This window comes from Xanthobacter pseudotagetidis (assembly GCF_043194795.2).
Lineage (GTDB): Bacteria > Pseudomonadota > Alphaproteobacteria > Rhizobiales > Xanthobacteraceae > Xanthobacter > Xanthobacter tagetidis_A.
The window spans coordinates 1,327,334-1,341,838 of sequence record NZ_CM195534.1; the positions used below are offsets into that span (position 1 = coordinate 1,327,334).

Consider the following 14,505-nt stretch of genomic DNA (forward strand, 5'->3'; position numbering starts at 1 on the left):
GGAAAGATGACGCAAAGAAAAACCCGGCCCCTTTCGGGGCCGGGCTATGGCGCCGGACACAGGAGTGCAAGTTGCGGGGGGAAATGCGCCCGATGTGTCTGGTTCCATTCTGGAAGCTGCTCAGGGTTCGGTGCACGGGCGGCGCCATTTCAGGCGCGGGCCGGAGGCGGTGGCGACCCAGATCTTCCGCAGGCCGCAGGCCGGGGCGGCACTGGTGCCGGGCGCGCTGGCCTTCTGCGCCGCCATCGTGCGCGGCGCGGGCTCCGAAGCCGCCTGGAGCGCCACGGCCATGCCGCCGCCGCCCGCAGAGGCCGCGAGCACGATGGCCGCGGCGACACCGATCACGACCGACTTCGACATGAGAGCACCTGCGACATGGGAGCACCTGGGAATTTGCGGCCGATCAATGCGGCCGGGATGCGGAGGGTTCTAGCGGGTGCTCACGGAACCCAATCTGAACCGCGCCTTTAGCTGCCCTTCACCTTCATGAACGCCGGGGACCGCCCGTGTTCATGAGCGGTTCATCCGTACCCCCGGGATGGGCCCCGGGGGCCGGCTGTCGTGCCTTCCGTCTCCTCTTCTCCACCGAAGGTTTCGGCAAAGGATCGGATCGTCCTTGATCTTGCAGCCGCTCAAGCCTAAGCGCGAGGGTGGGTAGCAAAGGGGGACGTCAGATGAAGAAGTACGTCGCTGAGTTCATTGGAACCGCCGTGCTCGTCCTGTTCGGATGCGGGTCGGCCGTGCTGACCGGATATGGCAGCGCGCCCATCGGCATGCTCGCCATCGCCTTCGCCTTCGGTCTCGCCGTCACCTCCATGGCCTACGGCATCGGCCATGTGTCCGGCTGCCACATCAATCCTGCGGTCACCATCGGCGTGTGGGCGGCGGGCCGCCTGCCCACGTCGGAAGTGCCGCTCTATTGGATTTCGCAGGTGCTGGGCGGCATCGCCGGCGCGGCGATCCTCTACGTGATCGCCTCCGGCAAGCTCGCCGGCTTCGATGTCGGCACCGCCGGCCTCGGCCAGAACGGCTGGGGCGCGAACTATCTCGGCGGATATGGCCTCGGCGCCGCCATTCTCGCGGAACTTGTGGGGACCTTCGTGTTCCTGGTGGTGATCCTCGGCTCCACCTCGAAGGCGGGCATCACCCAGGCCGCCGGCCTCGCCATCGGCCTGTCGCTGGTGATGATCCATATCGTGTTCATCCCCGTGACCGGCGTGTCGGTGAACCCGGCCCGCTCCATCGGCCCGGCGTTGTTCGCGGGCGGGCAGGCGATCGCGCAGCTTTGGCTGTTCATCGTCGTGCCGCTGGTGGGCGCCTTCCTCGCCGGCCTGCTGTTCCGCCACCACTTCCCGGACTGAGCGCCGGAACGGCGAAGGGCGGGCGCGAGACGCCCGCCCTTCGCTCTCAGCTCATTTGCCTTTCGCCCTTTCGCCCGCGCTCAGGGGCAGGGATGCTGCCGCCCGTCATAGCCGGTATAGGTGCCGGTTCGCGGGTTGTAGGATTTGAAGCGGGACATGCAGTAGGCGACAGGGTCGCCATAGCCGCTGTTGCTGTTGGCGGCCGCTGCCGCCGCGGCGCCGAGCGCCAGCCCTGCGGCCGCCGCCGCGACCCAGGCGCCGTTGTTGTTGTAGTACCAGCCGCCATTTCGCCAGTAGGGACGCCCCCAGCGCGGGTGATAGCCCGGCCGCGGTCCCACCCAGCGGCGCGGCGGCACGGGCCGAACCCCAGGCCGCGGCCTCGGCCTGTACTGGACTTCATCCGGCCCGACGGCAGCGGCGGATAGACCGCCAGGCGCGGCACGAAGCGGCTGGGCAGAGACGGGGGCAGCGAGAGTGGCCGCCATCGCGGCGCTCAGGACGAGTGCCAGCGCATTGTTTTTTCTCATGAACTCTCTCCTTGCCGAAGGCCTGCTGGGCCTTGTCCAGAAGAGGTAACGGCCAACGGGACGAGAGGTTCGTTGACCTCACGTCACCGTGAACGGGTGCCCCCCGCCCTTCCGCGGGCTGCGGCCTGCTGCCATGTGATGGTGACAGGCGGTTCCGGTCTTTCGCAGCGGGGACGCGAAAGTATCGGATTGAGACAGCACAGAAGTTGCCGCCTGTTTGACATGGATCGGCGACAAGGGCGCAGGGAATTTGACACAAATGCCTGCGATCTTGGGCCATCAAGGTCAGGAGACGCTTGGATGTTTCGCAAAGCAAAAATGCTGGCCGTGGCGATGAGCATCGCCGTCGGCGGATTGGGTCCAGTCCCCGCTGGAGCGCAGGCGTTCGGCGTCGGCGCAGGAAAGCTCGGAGCTCATGCCGCCCCGGTTTCCGAGGTGGCCTATCGCGGCGGCTATCGTGGCGCCCGTGTCGGCGGCATGCGGGCCGTGGGCGCGCGCCCGGCCTATCGCGGCGGCGCCTATCGGGCGGCGGCGTTCCGTCCCGGCTATCGCCCCGGCACGGTCCGTCCGGGCTATCGGCCGGGCGTGGTCCGTCCCGGCTATCGGCCGGGCGTGGTCCGTCCCGGCTACCGTCCCGGGTGGGGTGCCGCCGGCGTCGCCTGGGGCCGTCCCGGCTGGCGCCCGCCTCCGGGCGCGTGGGGTCCGGGTCCCTGGCGTCCGGGCTGGGGCTGGTACCGTCCCGGCTGGGGCTGGGGCTACTACAACAATACGGGCGCGTGGGTGGCGCTCGGCGTGGCGAGCGCCGTCGCAGTGGGCGCCGCCGCAGCCGCCGCCAACAGCGCGGTCGTGACGGATGATGCGGTGGCCTACTGCATGCAGCGCTTCCGCTCCTACAACCCGGCCACCGGCACCTACACGGGCTATGACGGATATCAGCATCCCTGCCCGTGACGCCTGACGCCGCGCTGCGGGCCCGGTGCTCCCAGGTGGAGCGTCGGACTTGCGGCGGGGGAGGGTCTTGAGGTCCTGACGAGAATGCGACCCGCCGCGCGCCTTTCGGTGGCGCCACCGGCGGCAGCGCGCGGTGCTTCAGGCCAGGATCGCTCGCGTCCGCGGCTTTGAGCCGCCTGTGTCGCGCCGCGCCGTTCGGCCGGCGAAGCGAGAGGCTTCGCCGGCGGCCCAGGGCAGGCGCGGGCCGATCTGCGGTTCGGTGACGGCTCGGACGGACGATCCGCGGGTTGCGGACCCAAGGGACGCTCCTCGGGGATGATCCCAAGAGGCGGACCCGAACGGCGCTCCCGGGCGGGGCCCGCAGGTGACGCCGCTCAGCGCGGCGCCAGGATCATGATCATCTGGCGGCCTTCGAGCATGGGCTCGCTTTCCACCTTGGCGATGGTGGCCACGTCTTCCTTCAGCTTCTGAAGCAGCTTGAAGCCGATGTCCTGGTGCGCCATCTCGCGGCCGCGGAAGCGCAGGGTCACCTTGACCTTGTCGCCCTCCTCGAAGAACCGCTGCATCGAGCGCATCTTCACCTCGTAGTCGTGGGTGTCGATGCCGGGGCGCAGCTTGATCTCCTTGACCTCGACCACCTTCTGCTTCTTACGCGCCTCGCTGGCCTTCTTCTGATTCTGATACTTGAAGCGGCCGAAATCGAGGATCTTGCAGACCGGCGGGGTGGAGTTGGGCGAGATTTCCACGAGGTCGAGACCGGCCTCCTGCGCGAGCGCCAGCGCGTCGCGAATGGCCAACACTCCGCGGTTCTGCCCGTCCTGGTCGATCAACTGGACTTCGCGGATGCGGATTTCCTCATTGACGCGCGGTCCATCCTTCTCCGGCGCGACGGGTCTCATGGGGCGGCGAATGGCGTGTGCTCCTCAGGCAATTGAACTCTGCCCGAAGCACTGGGCCAGGATGCGCGGCGCAGGCCGCGGGGTTCTTGGACCCGATCTTTGGGCAGGTCCCCAAGATCGGGATAAACCGGGCCAAAGTCAATGACCTTCGGGGATCGCGCGGGTCGGCGCCGGTGTGCGGCGCACCAGATTGGGGAGGGCGCGCGCGGCGCTCTGGACGCTTGCGCCGCCCACGCGGCATAGTCACGCCAGCCACAGTTCAGCCGCCTTCGCCGCGCAATTCCTGACGCGCGGAGCGAATTGCGCGGCGGGAGCGGGCGGCTTGCGCGCAGGGTCCTACGGGAACGCCAATGATCGACGCTGCCTCTGTTCTGTCTCATGCGCGCCTCGTGGCGACCGTGCTCGCGCTGGCGCCGCTGGCGCTGGCGCTGGGAGTCGATGCCGCGCGGGCGGACGGCCGCATGGTGGCCAAATATTCGCTCAGCGTCGCCGGGGTCGAGTTCGGCCGCGGCACCTTCGTCGTGCAGGCAAGCGATTCGGCCTACGAGATCTCCGGCACGGCGCGCATCACCGGGCTCATGCGCGCCGTCGCCAACGGCAAGGGCCGGGCCGCCGCCCGCGGGGCGCTGGCGGGCGGCCGCATGGTGCCGCGCGTCTACGCCATGGATGCCGAGGCCGACGGCAAGGAGGAGAGCGCGCGCATCGTCATGGCCGCCGGCGCGGTCAAGGAGATGGACGTGGAGCCGGAGCTGAAGTTCTACCCGGACCGCGTCCCCGTCACCGATGCGGTGCTGAAGAGCGTGCTCGATCCCGTGAGCGGCGCGTTCGTCTACATGGCCGGCACCGCCGACATGCTTTCGGCAGCCGCCTGCCAGCGGGTCATCCCGGTGTTCGACGGACGCCAGCGCTACGACATCGCGCTCACCTTCCAGCGCATCGAGCAGGTGAAGGTGGAGGGCTATAGCGGCCCCGCCGTGGTGTGCGGCGCGCGCTACAAGCCGGTGGCTGGCCACCGGCCCTCGCGCTACACGGTCAAGTACATGCAGGACAACAAGGACGTCTATGCCTGGCTGGTGCCCATCGCCGGCACCCGCCTCATGGCGCCGTTCCGGGTCTCGGTCGCCACCATGATCGGCACCGCGGTGCTGGAGGCCGAGGCCATGGAGATGCAGGCCGTGGACGGCACCTTGTCCGTGAGCGCGCCCAAGCCCTGATCACGGAAATCCTGAGCGCTTCCTCCGATGCCGGCCGGGGATGCGTTCCCATCGGCCGCCCGGGCCGGGATGCCGTTGGCCCGCCTGTGGCTGCGGTCCGATTCGGCCACAAGCCCTAGGCGGGATCGACATTCAGGATTCCCAGCGCGCTGAAATGCTGATTCATAGGGAACCGTGTTTTCCGCACGGAGCCCCGGCATGGCCGCGAAACGGTATGAATTGAGCGACGCTCAATGGGAGAAGATCGCGCCGCTGTTGCCCGGCAAGGCGACGGATCCCGGGCGGACGGGCTCGGATAACCGCTTGTTCGTCAACGGGTGTCTTTGGGTTCTACGGTCCGGCGCGCACTGGTGCGACCTGCCCGAGCGCTATGGCCGCTGGAAGAGCATCCACAAGCGCTTCAGCCGCTGGTGCCACGCCGGGGTCTGGGAGCGCGTGTTCGAGGCTCTGACAGCCGATCACGACAACCGCTATCTGATGATCGACTCAACCATCGTCCGCGCCCACCAGCAGGCCGCGAGCGGAAAAGGGGGGCCAAGGATCAGGCGCTGGGGCGTTCCCGAGGGGGATTGACCACCAAGATCCACATGCTGGCCGACGCGCTGGGGCGGCCCTTGCGCTTCATCGTCACGGCCGGCCAGAAAGGCGATGTCACCGCCGCTCCAGCCCTGGTGGAGGGCCGGGTCGGTGGCGCCGTGCTCGCCGACAAGGCCTATGACAGCAATGCCTTCCGCAAGATCGTGACCGGCATCGGCGCGACGGCGGTGATCCCTTCCAACCGCACCCGCAAGGTGCTCATCGCCCACGATGTCATGGCTTACAGGCGGCGCAACCGGATCGAGCGCTGCTTCAACCGCCTCAAGCACTTCCGACGCTTCGCGACCAGATATGACCGCAGGACAATCCACTTCACCGGCTTCATCCACATCGCCGCAGCCATGATCTGGCTGCGATGAATGTCGATATGCTCTAGTAGGGGGTGAAGGCGGAACATCCGGGGCGACCGATTCGCCCCCTGTTCGTTCCGTCCCTGTTCGTTCCGTCCCTGTTCGCCCGCTCTTCCGACCGCTGTCCCGCGCCGAACCGAAGCGCTGCGTTGACACCCGTGGGGGCGCAGGTGTTCCCTGAAGTCCGCGTGAGGGTTCACGCCAGAGGACATCATGGCCAAAAGGACCAAGGTTGCGGAGAAGGAAGCCGTCTCGTCCCACCGGGGCGTCAAGTCGCTGAGCGAGGCCAAGGCCTGGATGGCCGCCCGCGGGATCACGGAGATCGAGTGCCAGGTGCCGGACCTCGCCGGGGTCGCCCGCGGCAAGATCATGCCGGCCTCGAAGTTCTTCTCCTCGCCGGTGATGAACCTGCCGCTGTCGGTCTTCTTCCAGACCATTTCCGGCGAGTATCCGGACTATGAAGGCCTCGTCGATTCGGTGATCGCGGACAGCGACCTGGTGTTGGAGCCGGACTTCTCCACCCTCGCGGCGGTGCCCTGGGCGCAGGATCCCACCGCCCAGGTGATCCATGACGCCTTCCATCGCGACGGCCGGCCGGTGGAGGTGGCGCCGCGCCAGGTGCTGAAGCACGTGCTCTCGCTCTACGCCAATCGCGGCTGGAAGCCGGTGGTGGCGCCGGAGATCGAGTTCTATCTCGTCGAGCCGAACACCGACCCGGACTATCCGCTGAAGCCCCCGGTGGGCCGCTCGGGACGGCCCGAGATCGGTCGCCAGTCCTATTCGATCCAGGCGGTGAACGAGTTCGACGCGCTGTTCGAGGACATCTACGCCTATTCGGAGGCGCAGGGCCTGGAGATCGACACGCTGATCCACGAGGACGGCGCCGCGCAGATGGAGATCAACCTGCGCCACGGCGAGCCGCTGGCGCTCGCCGACCAGGTGTTCCTGTTCAAGCGCACCATCCGCGAGGCCGCGCTGGTGCACAAGATCTACGCCACCTTCATGGCCAAGCCCATCGCCAACGAGCCGGGCAGCGCCATGCACATCCACCAGTCGGTGGTGGACGTGGCGACCGGGCAGAACATCTTCTCCGACCAGGACGGCGACCCGACGCCGGAATTCTTCTCCTTCATCGCCGGGCACCAGAAATACCTGCCGGCGGTGATGTGCATCCTCGCCCCCTACGTGAACTCCTACCGGCGCCTGACCCGCGACTCCATGGCGCCCATCAACGTGCAGTGGGGCTACGACAACCGCACCGCCGGCCTGCGCGTGCCGCCCTCCTCGCCGGAGGCGCGGCGGGTCGAGAACCGGGTGCCGTCCTCCGACGCCAACCCCTATCTCGTGATCGCCGCCTCGCTCGCCTGCGGCTATCTCGGCTTGGTGGAGGGCCTGCGCGCCACCGATCCGCTGGAGCGGGACGCCAAGGACCTCGACTTCGAGCTGCCGCGCGGCCTGCTGGAGGCGGTGGCGGCGTTCCAGGAATGCGAGGAGATGGCCGACGTGCTCGGCCGGCGCTTCGTCGCCAACTACGCCGCGGTCAAGCAGGCCGAGTTCGAGACCTTCATGCGCGTGATCTCGCCGTGGGAGCGCGAGTATCTGTTGCTTAACGTGTAGATTGCGTGCCGCCGGCGGGCGGAGGGCCGAAGGGAGGGCCGGCGTCCGCGCGCCGGTTCGCGGCTGTCATCCGCGCCATAAGAACAAGGAGCGCCATGCACCGCACCGCCGCCCCCCTGAGCCCGTCCGGCCACGCCAAGTCCTGGTACGCGGCAACGGCGATCTCCCACCCCGCCCATCCGCCGCTGAAGGGCGCCACCAGCGCCGATGTCTGCGTCGTCGGCGGCGGCTATACCGGGCTCTCGGCGGCGCTGCATCTGGCGGAGGCGGGCTTCGACGTGGTGCTCCTGGAGGCGGCGCGCGTCGGTTCCGGCGCCTCGGGCCGCAACGGCGGGCAGATCCATTCCGGCCAGCGGCGCGACCAGCTCTTCCTCGAGGCGCAGGTGGGCAAGGACGATGCGCGCAAGCTCTGGGACCTCGCCGAGGAGGCAAAAAGCCTGCTCAAGGTGCTGGTGGCGCGCCACGCCATCAATTGCGACCTGAAGGACGGGCTGATCCTCGCCGACCACAAGCCCCATTACGTCGCCGAAAGCCATGCGTATGCGCGCCATCTGCGGGAAGCCTACGGCTATGACGCGGTGCGCGAGCTCGACCGGGACGAGATCAGCTACCTGGTCCGCTCGCCGCTCTATCATGGCGGCATCCTGGACAAGAAGGGCGGCCACCTGCACCCGCTGAACTTCGCCCTCGGCCTCGCCCATGCGGCGGTGTCGGCCGGCGTGCGCATCCATGAATGCACCCGCGTCACCGGGTTCGAGGACGGGCCGCGGGTGAAGGTCATGACCGACCAAAACGAGGTGGTGGAGGCCGATTTCCTGCTCGAATGCGGCGACGGCCTCCAGGACGGGCTCGACCGGCGGGTGGACGGCCACGTCATGCCGATCTGCAACTACATCGTCGCCACCGCGCCGCTCGACGAGATGGGCCGCGAGCTCATCGTCAATGACGCGGCGGTGGCCGACAGCCGGTTCGTGGTGAACTACTTCCGCCTGAGCCGCGACGGGCGGCTGCTGTTCGGCGGCGGCGAGAGCTATCGCCGGGCGCTCCGGGCGGACATTCCCGGCTTCGTGCGGCCTTATATGCTCAAGGTCTTCCCGCAGTTGAAGGAGATCGGCATCGACTATGGCTGGGGCGGGGTGCTGGGCATCACCATGACGCGGCTGCCGTTCGTGCGGAAGCTCTCGGACAAGGTGCTGGTGGCCTCGGGCTACAGCGGGCAGGGGGTGATGCTCGCGCCGCTGTTCGGCAAGATCCTGGCCGAGGCCGTGCGCGGGCAGGCCGAGCGCTTCGACATTCTCTCCCGGCTGCCGGTGCCGCCCTTCCCGGGCGGGACCATGATGCGCTACCCGCTGCTGGTGGCCGGCCTCACCTACTACGCGCTGCGCGACCGGCTCTGATCCGGCCGCCCCGCGGGTCCGGCGCGGGCTCAGTCGAGGCCGCCGAGCTTGCGCGCCTCGCCGACCGCCTTCAGGCAGCCCGCATCGTCGCCCGCCGCCTGCAGGTTCATGGCCGCGTTGAGCGCGCCGAGCGCGCCGGAATCGGGCTCGGTGACGCCGGCCGCGGCGAGCGAGCCCGGGGTCGGCTGGCGATCGGTCTGCGCGGCGACCGACTGCTCCTGGCTGGGCGGCGCCTTCGGGCGCGGCTCCTTGGCCTTCAGCTGCTGCTGCACCGTCACGATCTGCTCCAGGCAGCTCGCCGCGAAAGCCGGCGCCGGCGCCGCGAGCAGGGCGATGCCAGCGAGGACCGCGCCGAGACCGGTCCGGGTGGCGAAAGAGGCGGACGAACGGGACATGTTTCCTCCGGAGACAGGCCGGCGCCCGAGGCGGCGCGATACCGCCTATAGATCGCGCCGTCCGGCCGCCGCGCAAGAGGGAAAGGCGGGTGCTCGCGCCCGCCGTCCCGTGGTTCCCGGCCCGTCACCGCCGAGCCAGCGCGTGCTCTAGTGCGGCTGCCGCCCGCGCCGGCGCGCCATCATGTTGAGGCCCTCCACGAAGGCCGAGAAGGCCATGGCGGCGTAGATGTAGCCCTTGGGCACGTGGGCGCCGAAGCCCTCCGCGATCAGCGTCATGCCGATCATGATCAGGAAGCCCAGGGCCAGCATGACCACGGTCGGGTTGCGCTCGATGAACTTCGCCAGCGGGTCGGCGGCGAGCAGCATCGCCGTCACCGCGGCGATCACCGCGATCACCATGATCGGGATGTGCTCGGTCATGCCCACGGCGGTGATGATGCTGTCCACCGAGAACACGAGGTCGAGCAGCAGGATCTGCACGATCGCCGCGGAGAAGCCGATGGAGCCCCGCGCCGGCGCCTCGAACAGGTCGTCGTTCGGGTGCGGGTCGACGCTGTGGTGGATCTCCTTGGTGGCCTTCCACACCAGGAACAGGCCGCCGGCGATCAGGATCATGTCGCGCCAGGAGAAGCTGTGGCCGAGCACGGTGATGACCGGCGCGGTCAGGCGCACGATGATGGCGATGGTGCCGAGCAGGGCGAGGCGCATGATGAGCGCGAGGCCGATGCCGATGCGCCGCGCCTTGGTGCGGTGCTGGGGCGGCAGCTTGTTGGTCAGGATCGAGATGAAGATCAGGTTGTCGATGCCGAGCACCACCTCCATGACGACCAGGGTGATGAGCGCCACCCATGCGGCCGGGTCCTGGGCGAGTGCGAGGAGGTATTCCATTGGGGGCCTTCAGAAGCTGGAGGAAAGGATGTCGCGCATGGGCCTGGTCGGCGTTCCGTGCGCCGCGGGGGCGTAGACGCGTAGCGCGCCGGGGCGGATGGAGAAGCGGGCGGGCGTGTGCGTCACCAGCTCCCCGTCGGTGTTCACCACGCGGGGCCGGCGCGTCTCGACGGTAACGGCGGTGGTGCGGAAGGCGCGCACGTCGTGCCAGCGCCCCTGGGTGCCGCGCCGGAGTGCCGGCAGAAGTCCCAGCAGGTGCCACCAACGGCCCACCTCCAGGCTGTAGAAATCGAGCCGGCCGTCCTCGGCGCTCGCATCCTCGGCGACCGCCATGCCGCCACCATAATAGCGCCCGTTGCCCACCGAGACCTGGAGCGTGCGTACCTTCTCGATGGTGCCGTCATGGGTGATGCGGGCGGTGAAGAGACGTGACTGGGCGAGCAGCTGCGCCGCGACGACCGCATAGCCGAGCACGCCGTAGCGCTGCTTCGCCTCGTGGGTGAGGGCGCGCGCGAGATCGGCGCCGAGGCCGATGCTGGCGACGTTCAAGAACGGGTGGCCGTTCACGTCGCCGAGGTCGACCGGGCGCGGGGCTCCGGTGGCGATGAGCCGCGCGGCGGCGACCGTGTCCTGCGGGATGCCGAGGGTCCGGGCGAAGTCGTTGGCGGTGCCGAGCGGCAGCACGCCGAGCGGCAGGCCGGTTTCCGCAAGCGCCCCGGCGACGGCGTTCAGCGTTCCATCCCCGCCGCCGATCACGACGAGGTCGAAACCGGCCGCCTCGCGGCGGATGATGCCGGCCAGCGAGGCTTTCTCGGGCAAAGCCTCGGCGGTGATCCGGATGCCGCCGGCCTCCAGCACTGCACGCTCGCGCGCGAGCGGCGCTCGGCCCATGCGGGCGCGAGGGTTGACCAGCAGGAGCGCATGCCGAGGAGAGCGGCTCATGGGTTCGGGTGGCCCCGAGAGGGCCTGCGGAACACTGACAAAGGGCCTCGCTGTCGATCGAGAACACGACGTCGATCCGACATCGCGCGGCCTTTCGGCCGACGCCAGAGGGGCCCGGATCTCCTCCCGCTCAGTTAGGCAGGCGAAGTGGCCGGGCAAGCGCATCTGTCATGCGGCGGAATGCCGCACGTGTTCGATGGCAGAGCCGGCTGGCTAGTGGGAGGTATCATCAGGGCCTATTCAAGAGGTATCTTGAGGCTCCAGACACGTTCTGCAGGCGCCGCTTTCCACGTCGGGGCTGACTGCGCCGACCATTGCGCGCCGTTTCGCGCGCCGGGCGGGCGATCTTGCCACGCATGGAAAAAGCTTCTTGGGCGATCGTGCCGGACTCTCTGGCCGGAGGCCGACCGCGCGTGAGAGCGGGCGATGCGGCTGCGGGAGCATTTCCGAAAGAGGCTGGCGGCGGCGCCTTTCGGCCGGTCGGTCGCGACGATGGGTGGGGACCGGCCTAAGAAAGAAGAGAGGGAGGAGAGCGGGGGCGGTGCTCTCCTCCCTCAGGTCCGATCAGCGAGCGGGTTGCGGATCCACTCATTGACCGAACGGTTCGGTCGGTGGGATTGAATTAGCGCATCGCAACTGGCATAGCAAGAGGGAACCGTACGGTTCGGTTCGATGTTGGCTCCGAGCTGTGGCGGGAGCGCCACCCTTTGGTGTCAGATGGTGTCCGGGCGGATTGCGCAGCGGTTCTGTGCTTGCCTCTCATCTCCCGGACCCCGCAGAAATATGGCGCGAGGCAGCGGATGGACGCGAGAGCGTGCTGAGACCTGTACGAGGACATTTGAGCGTGACGACGAGCGAGAGCGGAGCGGTTCTGACGCGGCCCCCCGAAGCGCGTGAGGGCACTCACGGTGCCGGGCAGGACCCGGAAAAGCGCATGCAGATCCTTGCCGGCGCCCGCGAGGTGTTTCTGGAGCGCGGCTTCGATGCAGCCAGCATGGGCGACATCGCCCGCGCCGCCGGCGTCTCGAAGGGCACCCTCTACGTCTATTTCCAGAACAAGGAAGATCTTTTCGCCGCGCTCGTCGCCAGCGAATGCACCGAGACCGCAGAGCGCCTTTTCGTGCTCGATGCCTCCGCGCCGGACGTGCAGACCGCCCTGACGGAGCTCGGCCACTCCTTCATCGCCGCCATGGTGCGGCCGGGGCACATCGCCACCCTGCGCACGGTGATCGCCATCGCCGGCAAGTTCCCGGAGATCGGCCGGCGCTTCTTCGAGGCCGGCCCGTGCGCCGGCATCCAGCGCCTGTCCCAGTTCCTGGCCGCCAAGGTGGAGCAGGGCGTGCTCGATATCGAGGACGTGGAGCAGGCCGCGAGCCAGTTTCTCGGTCTGTGCAAGGATGGCGTCACCGCACCCATCCTCATCGGCTCCAACGAGCCGCCCGACCCCGCCCATGCCGCGAAGGTGGTGAACGGGGCGGTGCGCGTCTTCATGGCGGCCTATGGCGCGAAGGGGCCCGCGGCGTCGTGCGGCGGCAACGAGGCGGCCCCCGATCTGGCAACGCCCGCCTCGCCCGAGCCGGCGCCGCCGGCGCGCTGATCCCAGGGATATCCGGTGCGGGACCGCGACCGGGAGCATCCCGGCGGTGCCGCTGAAAGGTTCCGCAGAAGGGTATCGCCGGACATGGCGCCCATCGGCAGCCTTCCATGACCTTCCATCGTCTTCCTGCGAGCCGCCCGCCCTTTGCCGGGCTTGCCGCCGCGCGTGCGTCAAAGGGAGGGAGGGGCGGCCGCTGCGGCGACGGCCTTCCGGCGGAGGCACTGCCGGCCCCTCCCTTCCTTTGGCGCAGGCCTACCCCGAGGCGCCTCGCGTGGCCTGGACTGCCGGCCGGTGCGTCCTCAATCGAACAAAGAGAGCTGTTCGCCCTTGGCGGCGGGCCGGCGGAAGTGGGCGGTGGTGAGCTTCAGTCCCCGCCCGTCCAGTCCGAGCCGGCGCGCGGCGATCTCGAAGCGACGGCCGATGGTCCAGGCATAGGGGCCGGCGCCGCGCTGGCGCTTGCCGAAAGTCGCATCGTAATCCTTGCCGCCGTTCATCTGCCGCACCAGCGCCAGCACGTGCCGAGCCTTGTCGGGAAAATGGGCCACCAGCCATTCGCGGAACAGGTCGGCGATCTCCAGCGGCAGGCGCAGGGTGACGTAGCCGGCCTCGCTTGCGCCGGCAGCCTTGGCGGCGTCGAGGATGCGCTCGATCTCCATGTCGTTGAGCGCCGGAATGAGGGGGGCCGTCAGCACCGCGGTGGGGATGCCCGCGTCGGCAAGCCGGCGGATGGTGGCGAGGCGCACGTGCGGGCTGGCCGCGCGCGGCTCCATGGTCCGGGCGAGATGCGGATCGAGGGTGGTGATGGAGACCGCCACCTTCACCAGCCCGCGCGCAGCCATGGGCGCGAGGATGTCGATGTCGCGCGCCACCAGGGCCGACTTGGTGACGATGCCGGCGGGGTGGCCGAAGTCGGCCAGGACCTCCAGGATGCGGCGCGTCACCTGGTAGCGCCGCTCGATCGGCTGGTAGGGATCGGTGTTGGTGCCCATGGCGATGACGCGCGGCTGGTAGGACGGGTGCGACAGCTCGCGCGCCAGCAGCTCCGGCGCGTCCGGCTTCACGAACAGCCGGGTCTCGAAGTCGAGCCCCGCCGACAGGCCGTGAAACGCGTGGGTCGGCCGGGCGAAGCAGTAGACGCAGCCGTGCTCGCAGCCGCGATAGGCATTGATGGAGCGGTCGAAGGCGATGTCGGGGGACTGGTTGCGGGTGATGACCGTGCGCGCGCGCTCCTCCGTCACCTCGGTGCGCAGAGGCGGCAGGTCCTCCAGGCTCTCCCAGCCGTCGTCGAACAGGATGCGGGCGGCGGGTTCGAAGCGGCCGGCGGCGTTGGAGACGGCGCCGCGCCCGCGGCGGCGCTCCGCCTCCACCGCCGTTCCCGCCTCGCCATCCAGGGCCGGCGGCACGCCGGGCGCCGGTGCCGCGTGCTCCTCGGCGAGCCGGCCGAGAATGCGCTTGCCCCGCGCCTTGGCCTGATCCCCCCGCGGCGCGGCGCCGGTCATCACCGCGTCCGGCCGGGCCCTGCGCGGCGCCGCCGGCTTCGCGCCGCCGCCCGAGCGCGCGCGCCTGCGACCTGTGGGCACACCGGCTCCCTCCGCGGCCCCGGCGGCCTGCGGCGGCGGATCGGCAATGAGGGAGTCGAGCGGCGTATCCATGCTCAAAAGCTAGCGCACGAATGCGAACAAATCAAGAACATGCGTCCCAGAATGGCGCAGGACCCTGATGTTGCAACGCACATTCTGTATACTGTACGCCACGGACCAGTTGCCAGAA

The 14,505-nt window shown here is 69.2% G+C and carries 13 protein-coding genes and 1 pseudogene; 7 read left to right on the forward strand and 7 right to left on the reverse strand.

Features of this window, described 5'->3' with window-relative positions; genetic code table 11:
- Window positions 1–120: 120 nt before the first annotated feature.
- Window positions 121–360 (reverse strand): hypothetical protein, encoded by a 240-nt coding sequence (locus V5F67_RS06135; protein ID WP_394021952.1) that lies wholly within the window; start codon window positions 358–360, stop codon window positions 121–123.
- Window positions 361–674: 314 nt separating this feature from the next.
- Here V5F67_RS06135 and aqpZ point away from each other — a divergent pair, with 314 nt between their 5' ends.
- Entirely contained in the window at window positions 675–1,361 is a 687-nt protein-coding gene (aqpZ, locus tag V5F67_RS06140; RefSeq protein WP_394021951.1) for an aquaporin Z, read from the forward strand.
- A gap of 80 nt (window positions 1,362–1,441) precedes the next feature.
- On the opposite strand, the gene V5F67_RS06145 is transcribed toward aqpZ, so the two are convergent.
- A complete protein-coding gene (locus V5F67_RS06145) occupies window positions 1,442–1,699 on the reverse strand; it encodes a BA14K family protein (RefSeq protein ID WP_394021950.1) in 258 nt (85 codons plus the stop codon).
- Window positions 1,700–2,188: 489 nt separating this feature from the next.
- On the opposite strand from V5F67_RS06145, the gene V5F67_RS06150 reads away from it, so the two are divergent.
- Window positions 2,189–2,839: a BA14K family protein gene (locus V5F67_RS06150; RefSeq protein WP_394021949.1), complete on the forward strand. Its 651-nt coding sequence runs from the start codon at window positions 2,189–2,191 to the stop codon at window positions 2,837–2,839.
- A gap of 374 nt (window positions 2,840–3,213) precedes the next feature.
- On the opposite strand, the gene infC is transcribed toward V5F67_RS06150, so the two are convergent.
- Entirely contained in the window at window positions 3,214–3,738 is a 525-nt protein-coding gene (infC, locus tag V5F67_RS06155; protein ID WP_394021948.1) for a translation initiation factor IF-3, read from the reverse strand.
- Between the two features lie 350 nt (window positions 3,739–4,088).
- On the opposite strand from infC, the gene V5F67_RS06160 reads away from it, so the two are divergent.
- From V5F67_RS06160 to V5F67_RS06175, 4 genes and pseudogenes are all read left to right on the forward strand, one after another.
- Window positions 4,089–4,952: a DUF3108 domain-containing protein gene (locus V5F67_RS06160; protein WP_394021947.1), complete on the forward strand. Its 864-nt coding sequence runs from the start codon at window positions 4,089–4,091 to the stop codon at window positions 4,950–4,952.
- A 198-nt stretch (window positions 4,953–5,150) separates the two neighbouring features.
- Window positions 5,151–5,908, forward strand: a pseudogene (locus V5F67_RS06165) (IS5 family transposase).
- Window positions 5,909–6,112: 204 nt separating this feature from the next.
- Window positions 6,113–7,516, forward strand: coding sequence for a glutamine synthetase family protein (locus tag V5F67_RS06170; RefSeq protein ID WP_394020098.1), 1,404 nt, complete (start codon window positions 6,113–6,115; stop codon window positions 7,514–7,516).
- A gap of 95 nt (window positions 7,517–7,611) precedes the next feature.
- Window positions 7,612–8,913 carry an NAD(P)/FAD-dependent oxidoreductase gene (locus V5F67_RS06175; RefSeq protein WP_394020096.1) on the forward strand — a complete coding sequence of 434 codons (1,302 nt, stop codon included), beginning with the start codon at window positions 7,612–7,614 and terminating at the stop codon, window positions 8,911–8,913.
- A 29-nt stretch (window positions 8,914–8,942) separates the two neighbouring features.
- Here the strand turns inward: V5F67_RS06175 and V5F67_RS06180 are convergent, their stop codons facing one another.
- The 3 genes from V5F67_RS06180 to V5F67_RS06190 all read right to left on the reverse strand — a co-directional run bounded on the left by V5F67_RS06180 (window position 8,943) and on the right by V5F67_RS06190 (window position 11,138).
- Complete coding sequence (locus V5F67_RS06180) at window positions 8,943–9,308, reverse strand: hypothetical protein (protein WP_394020094.1); 366 nt, start codon at window positions 9,306–9,308, stop codon at window positions 8,943–8,945.
- Window positions 9,309–9,455: 147 nt separating this feature from the next.
- The gene (locus tag V5F67_RS06185; protein ID WP_394020092.1) at window positions 9,456–10,196 is read right to left on the reverse strand and encodes a TerC family protein; all 741 of its coding nucleotides are present in this window, start codon (window positions 10,194–10,196) and stop codon (window positions 9,456–9,458) included.
- 9 nt (window positions 10,197–10,205) lie between these two features.
- The gene (locus V5F67_RS06190) at window positions 10,206–11,138 is read right to left on the reverse strand and encodes a lipid kinase (protein WP_394020090.1); all 933 of its coding nucleotides are present in this window, start codon (window positions 11,136–11,138) and stop codon (window positions 10,206–10,208) included.
- Window positions 11,139–12,072: 934 nt separating this feature from the next.
- On the opposite strand from V5F67_RS06190, the gene V5F67_RS06195 reads away from it, so the two are divergent.
- Window positions 12,073–12,735, forward strand: a complete 663-nt coding sequence (locus V5F67_RS06195) for a TetR/AcrR family transcriptional regulator (RefSeq protein ID WP_394020088.1) — start codon at window positions 12,073–12,075, stop codon at window positions 12,733–12,735.
- Between the two features lie 299 nt (window positions 12,736–13,034).
- Here the strand turns inward: V5F67_RS06195 and V5F67_RS06200 are convergent, their stop codons facing one another.
- Window positions 13,035–14,234: a PA0069 family radical SAM protein gene (locus V5F67_RS06200; protein WP_394020086.1), complete on the reverse strand. Its 1,200-nt coding sequence runs from the start codon at window positions 14,232–14,234 to the stop codon at window positions 13,035–13,037.
- Window positions 14,235–14,505: the final 271 nt, after the last annotated feature.

What these genes read in the sequence shown, in the direction of transcription:
- V5F67_RS06190 (WP_394020090.1), bottom strand. Translation starts at nt 11,138, where the DNA reads ATGAGCCGCTCTCCTCGGCATGCGCTCCTGCTGGTCAACCCTCGCGCC.
- aqpZ (WP_394021951.1), top strand. Translation starts at nt 675, where the DNA reads ATGAAGAAGTACGTCGCTGAGTTCATTGGAACCGCCGTGCTCGTCCTG.
- V5F67_RS06135 (WP_394021952.1), bottom strand. Translation starts at nt 360, where the DNA reads ATGTCGAAGTCGGTCGTGATCGGTGTCGCCGCGGCCATCGTGCTCGCG.
- V5F67_RS06195 (WP_394020088.1), top strand. Translation starts at nt 12,073, where the DNA reads ATGCAGATCCTTGCCGGCGCCCGCGAGGTGTTTCTGGAGCGCGGCTTC.
- V5F67_RS06170 (WP_394020098.1), top strand. Translation starts at nt 6,113, where the DNA reads ATGGCCAAAAGGACCAAGGTTGCGGAGAAGGAAGCCGTCTCGTCCCAC.
- V5F67_RS06185 (WP_394020092.1), bottom strand. Translation starts at nt 10,196, where the DNA reads ATGGAATACCTCCTCGCACTCGCCCAGGACCCGGCCGCATGGGTGGCG.
- infC (WP_394021948.1), bottom strand. Translation starts at nt 3,738, where the DNA reads ATGAGACCCGTCGCGCCGGAGAAGGATGGACCGCGCGTCAATGAGGAA.
- V5F67_RS06180 (WP_394020094.1), bottom strand. Translation starts at nt 9,308, where the DNA reads ATGTCCCGTTCGTCCGCCTCTTTCGCCACCCGGACCGGTCTCGGCGCG.
- V5F67_RS06200 (WP_394020086.1), bottom strand. Translation starts at nt 14,234, where the DNA reads ATGACCGGCGCCGCGCCGCGGGGGGATCAGGCCAAGGCGCGGGGCAAG.
- V5F67_RS06160 (WP_394021947.1), top strand. Translation starts at nt 4,089, where the DNA reads ATGATCGACGCTGCCTCTGTTCTGTCTCATGCGCGCCTCGTGGCGACC.
- V5F67_RS06175 (WP_394020096.1), top strand. Translation starts at nt 7,612, where the DNA reads ATGCACCGCACCGCCGCCCCCCTGAGCCCGTCCGGCCACGCCAAGTCC.
- V5F67_RS06150 (WP_394021949.1), top strand. Translation starts at nt 2,189, where the DNA reads ATGTTTCGCAAAGCAAAAATGCTGGCCGTGGCGATGAGCATCGCCGTC.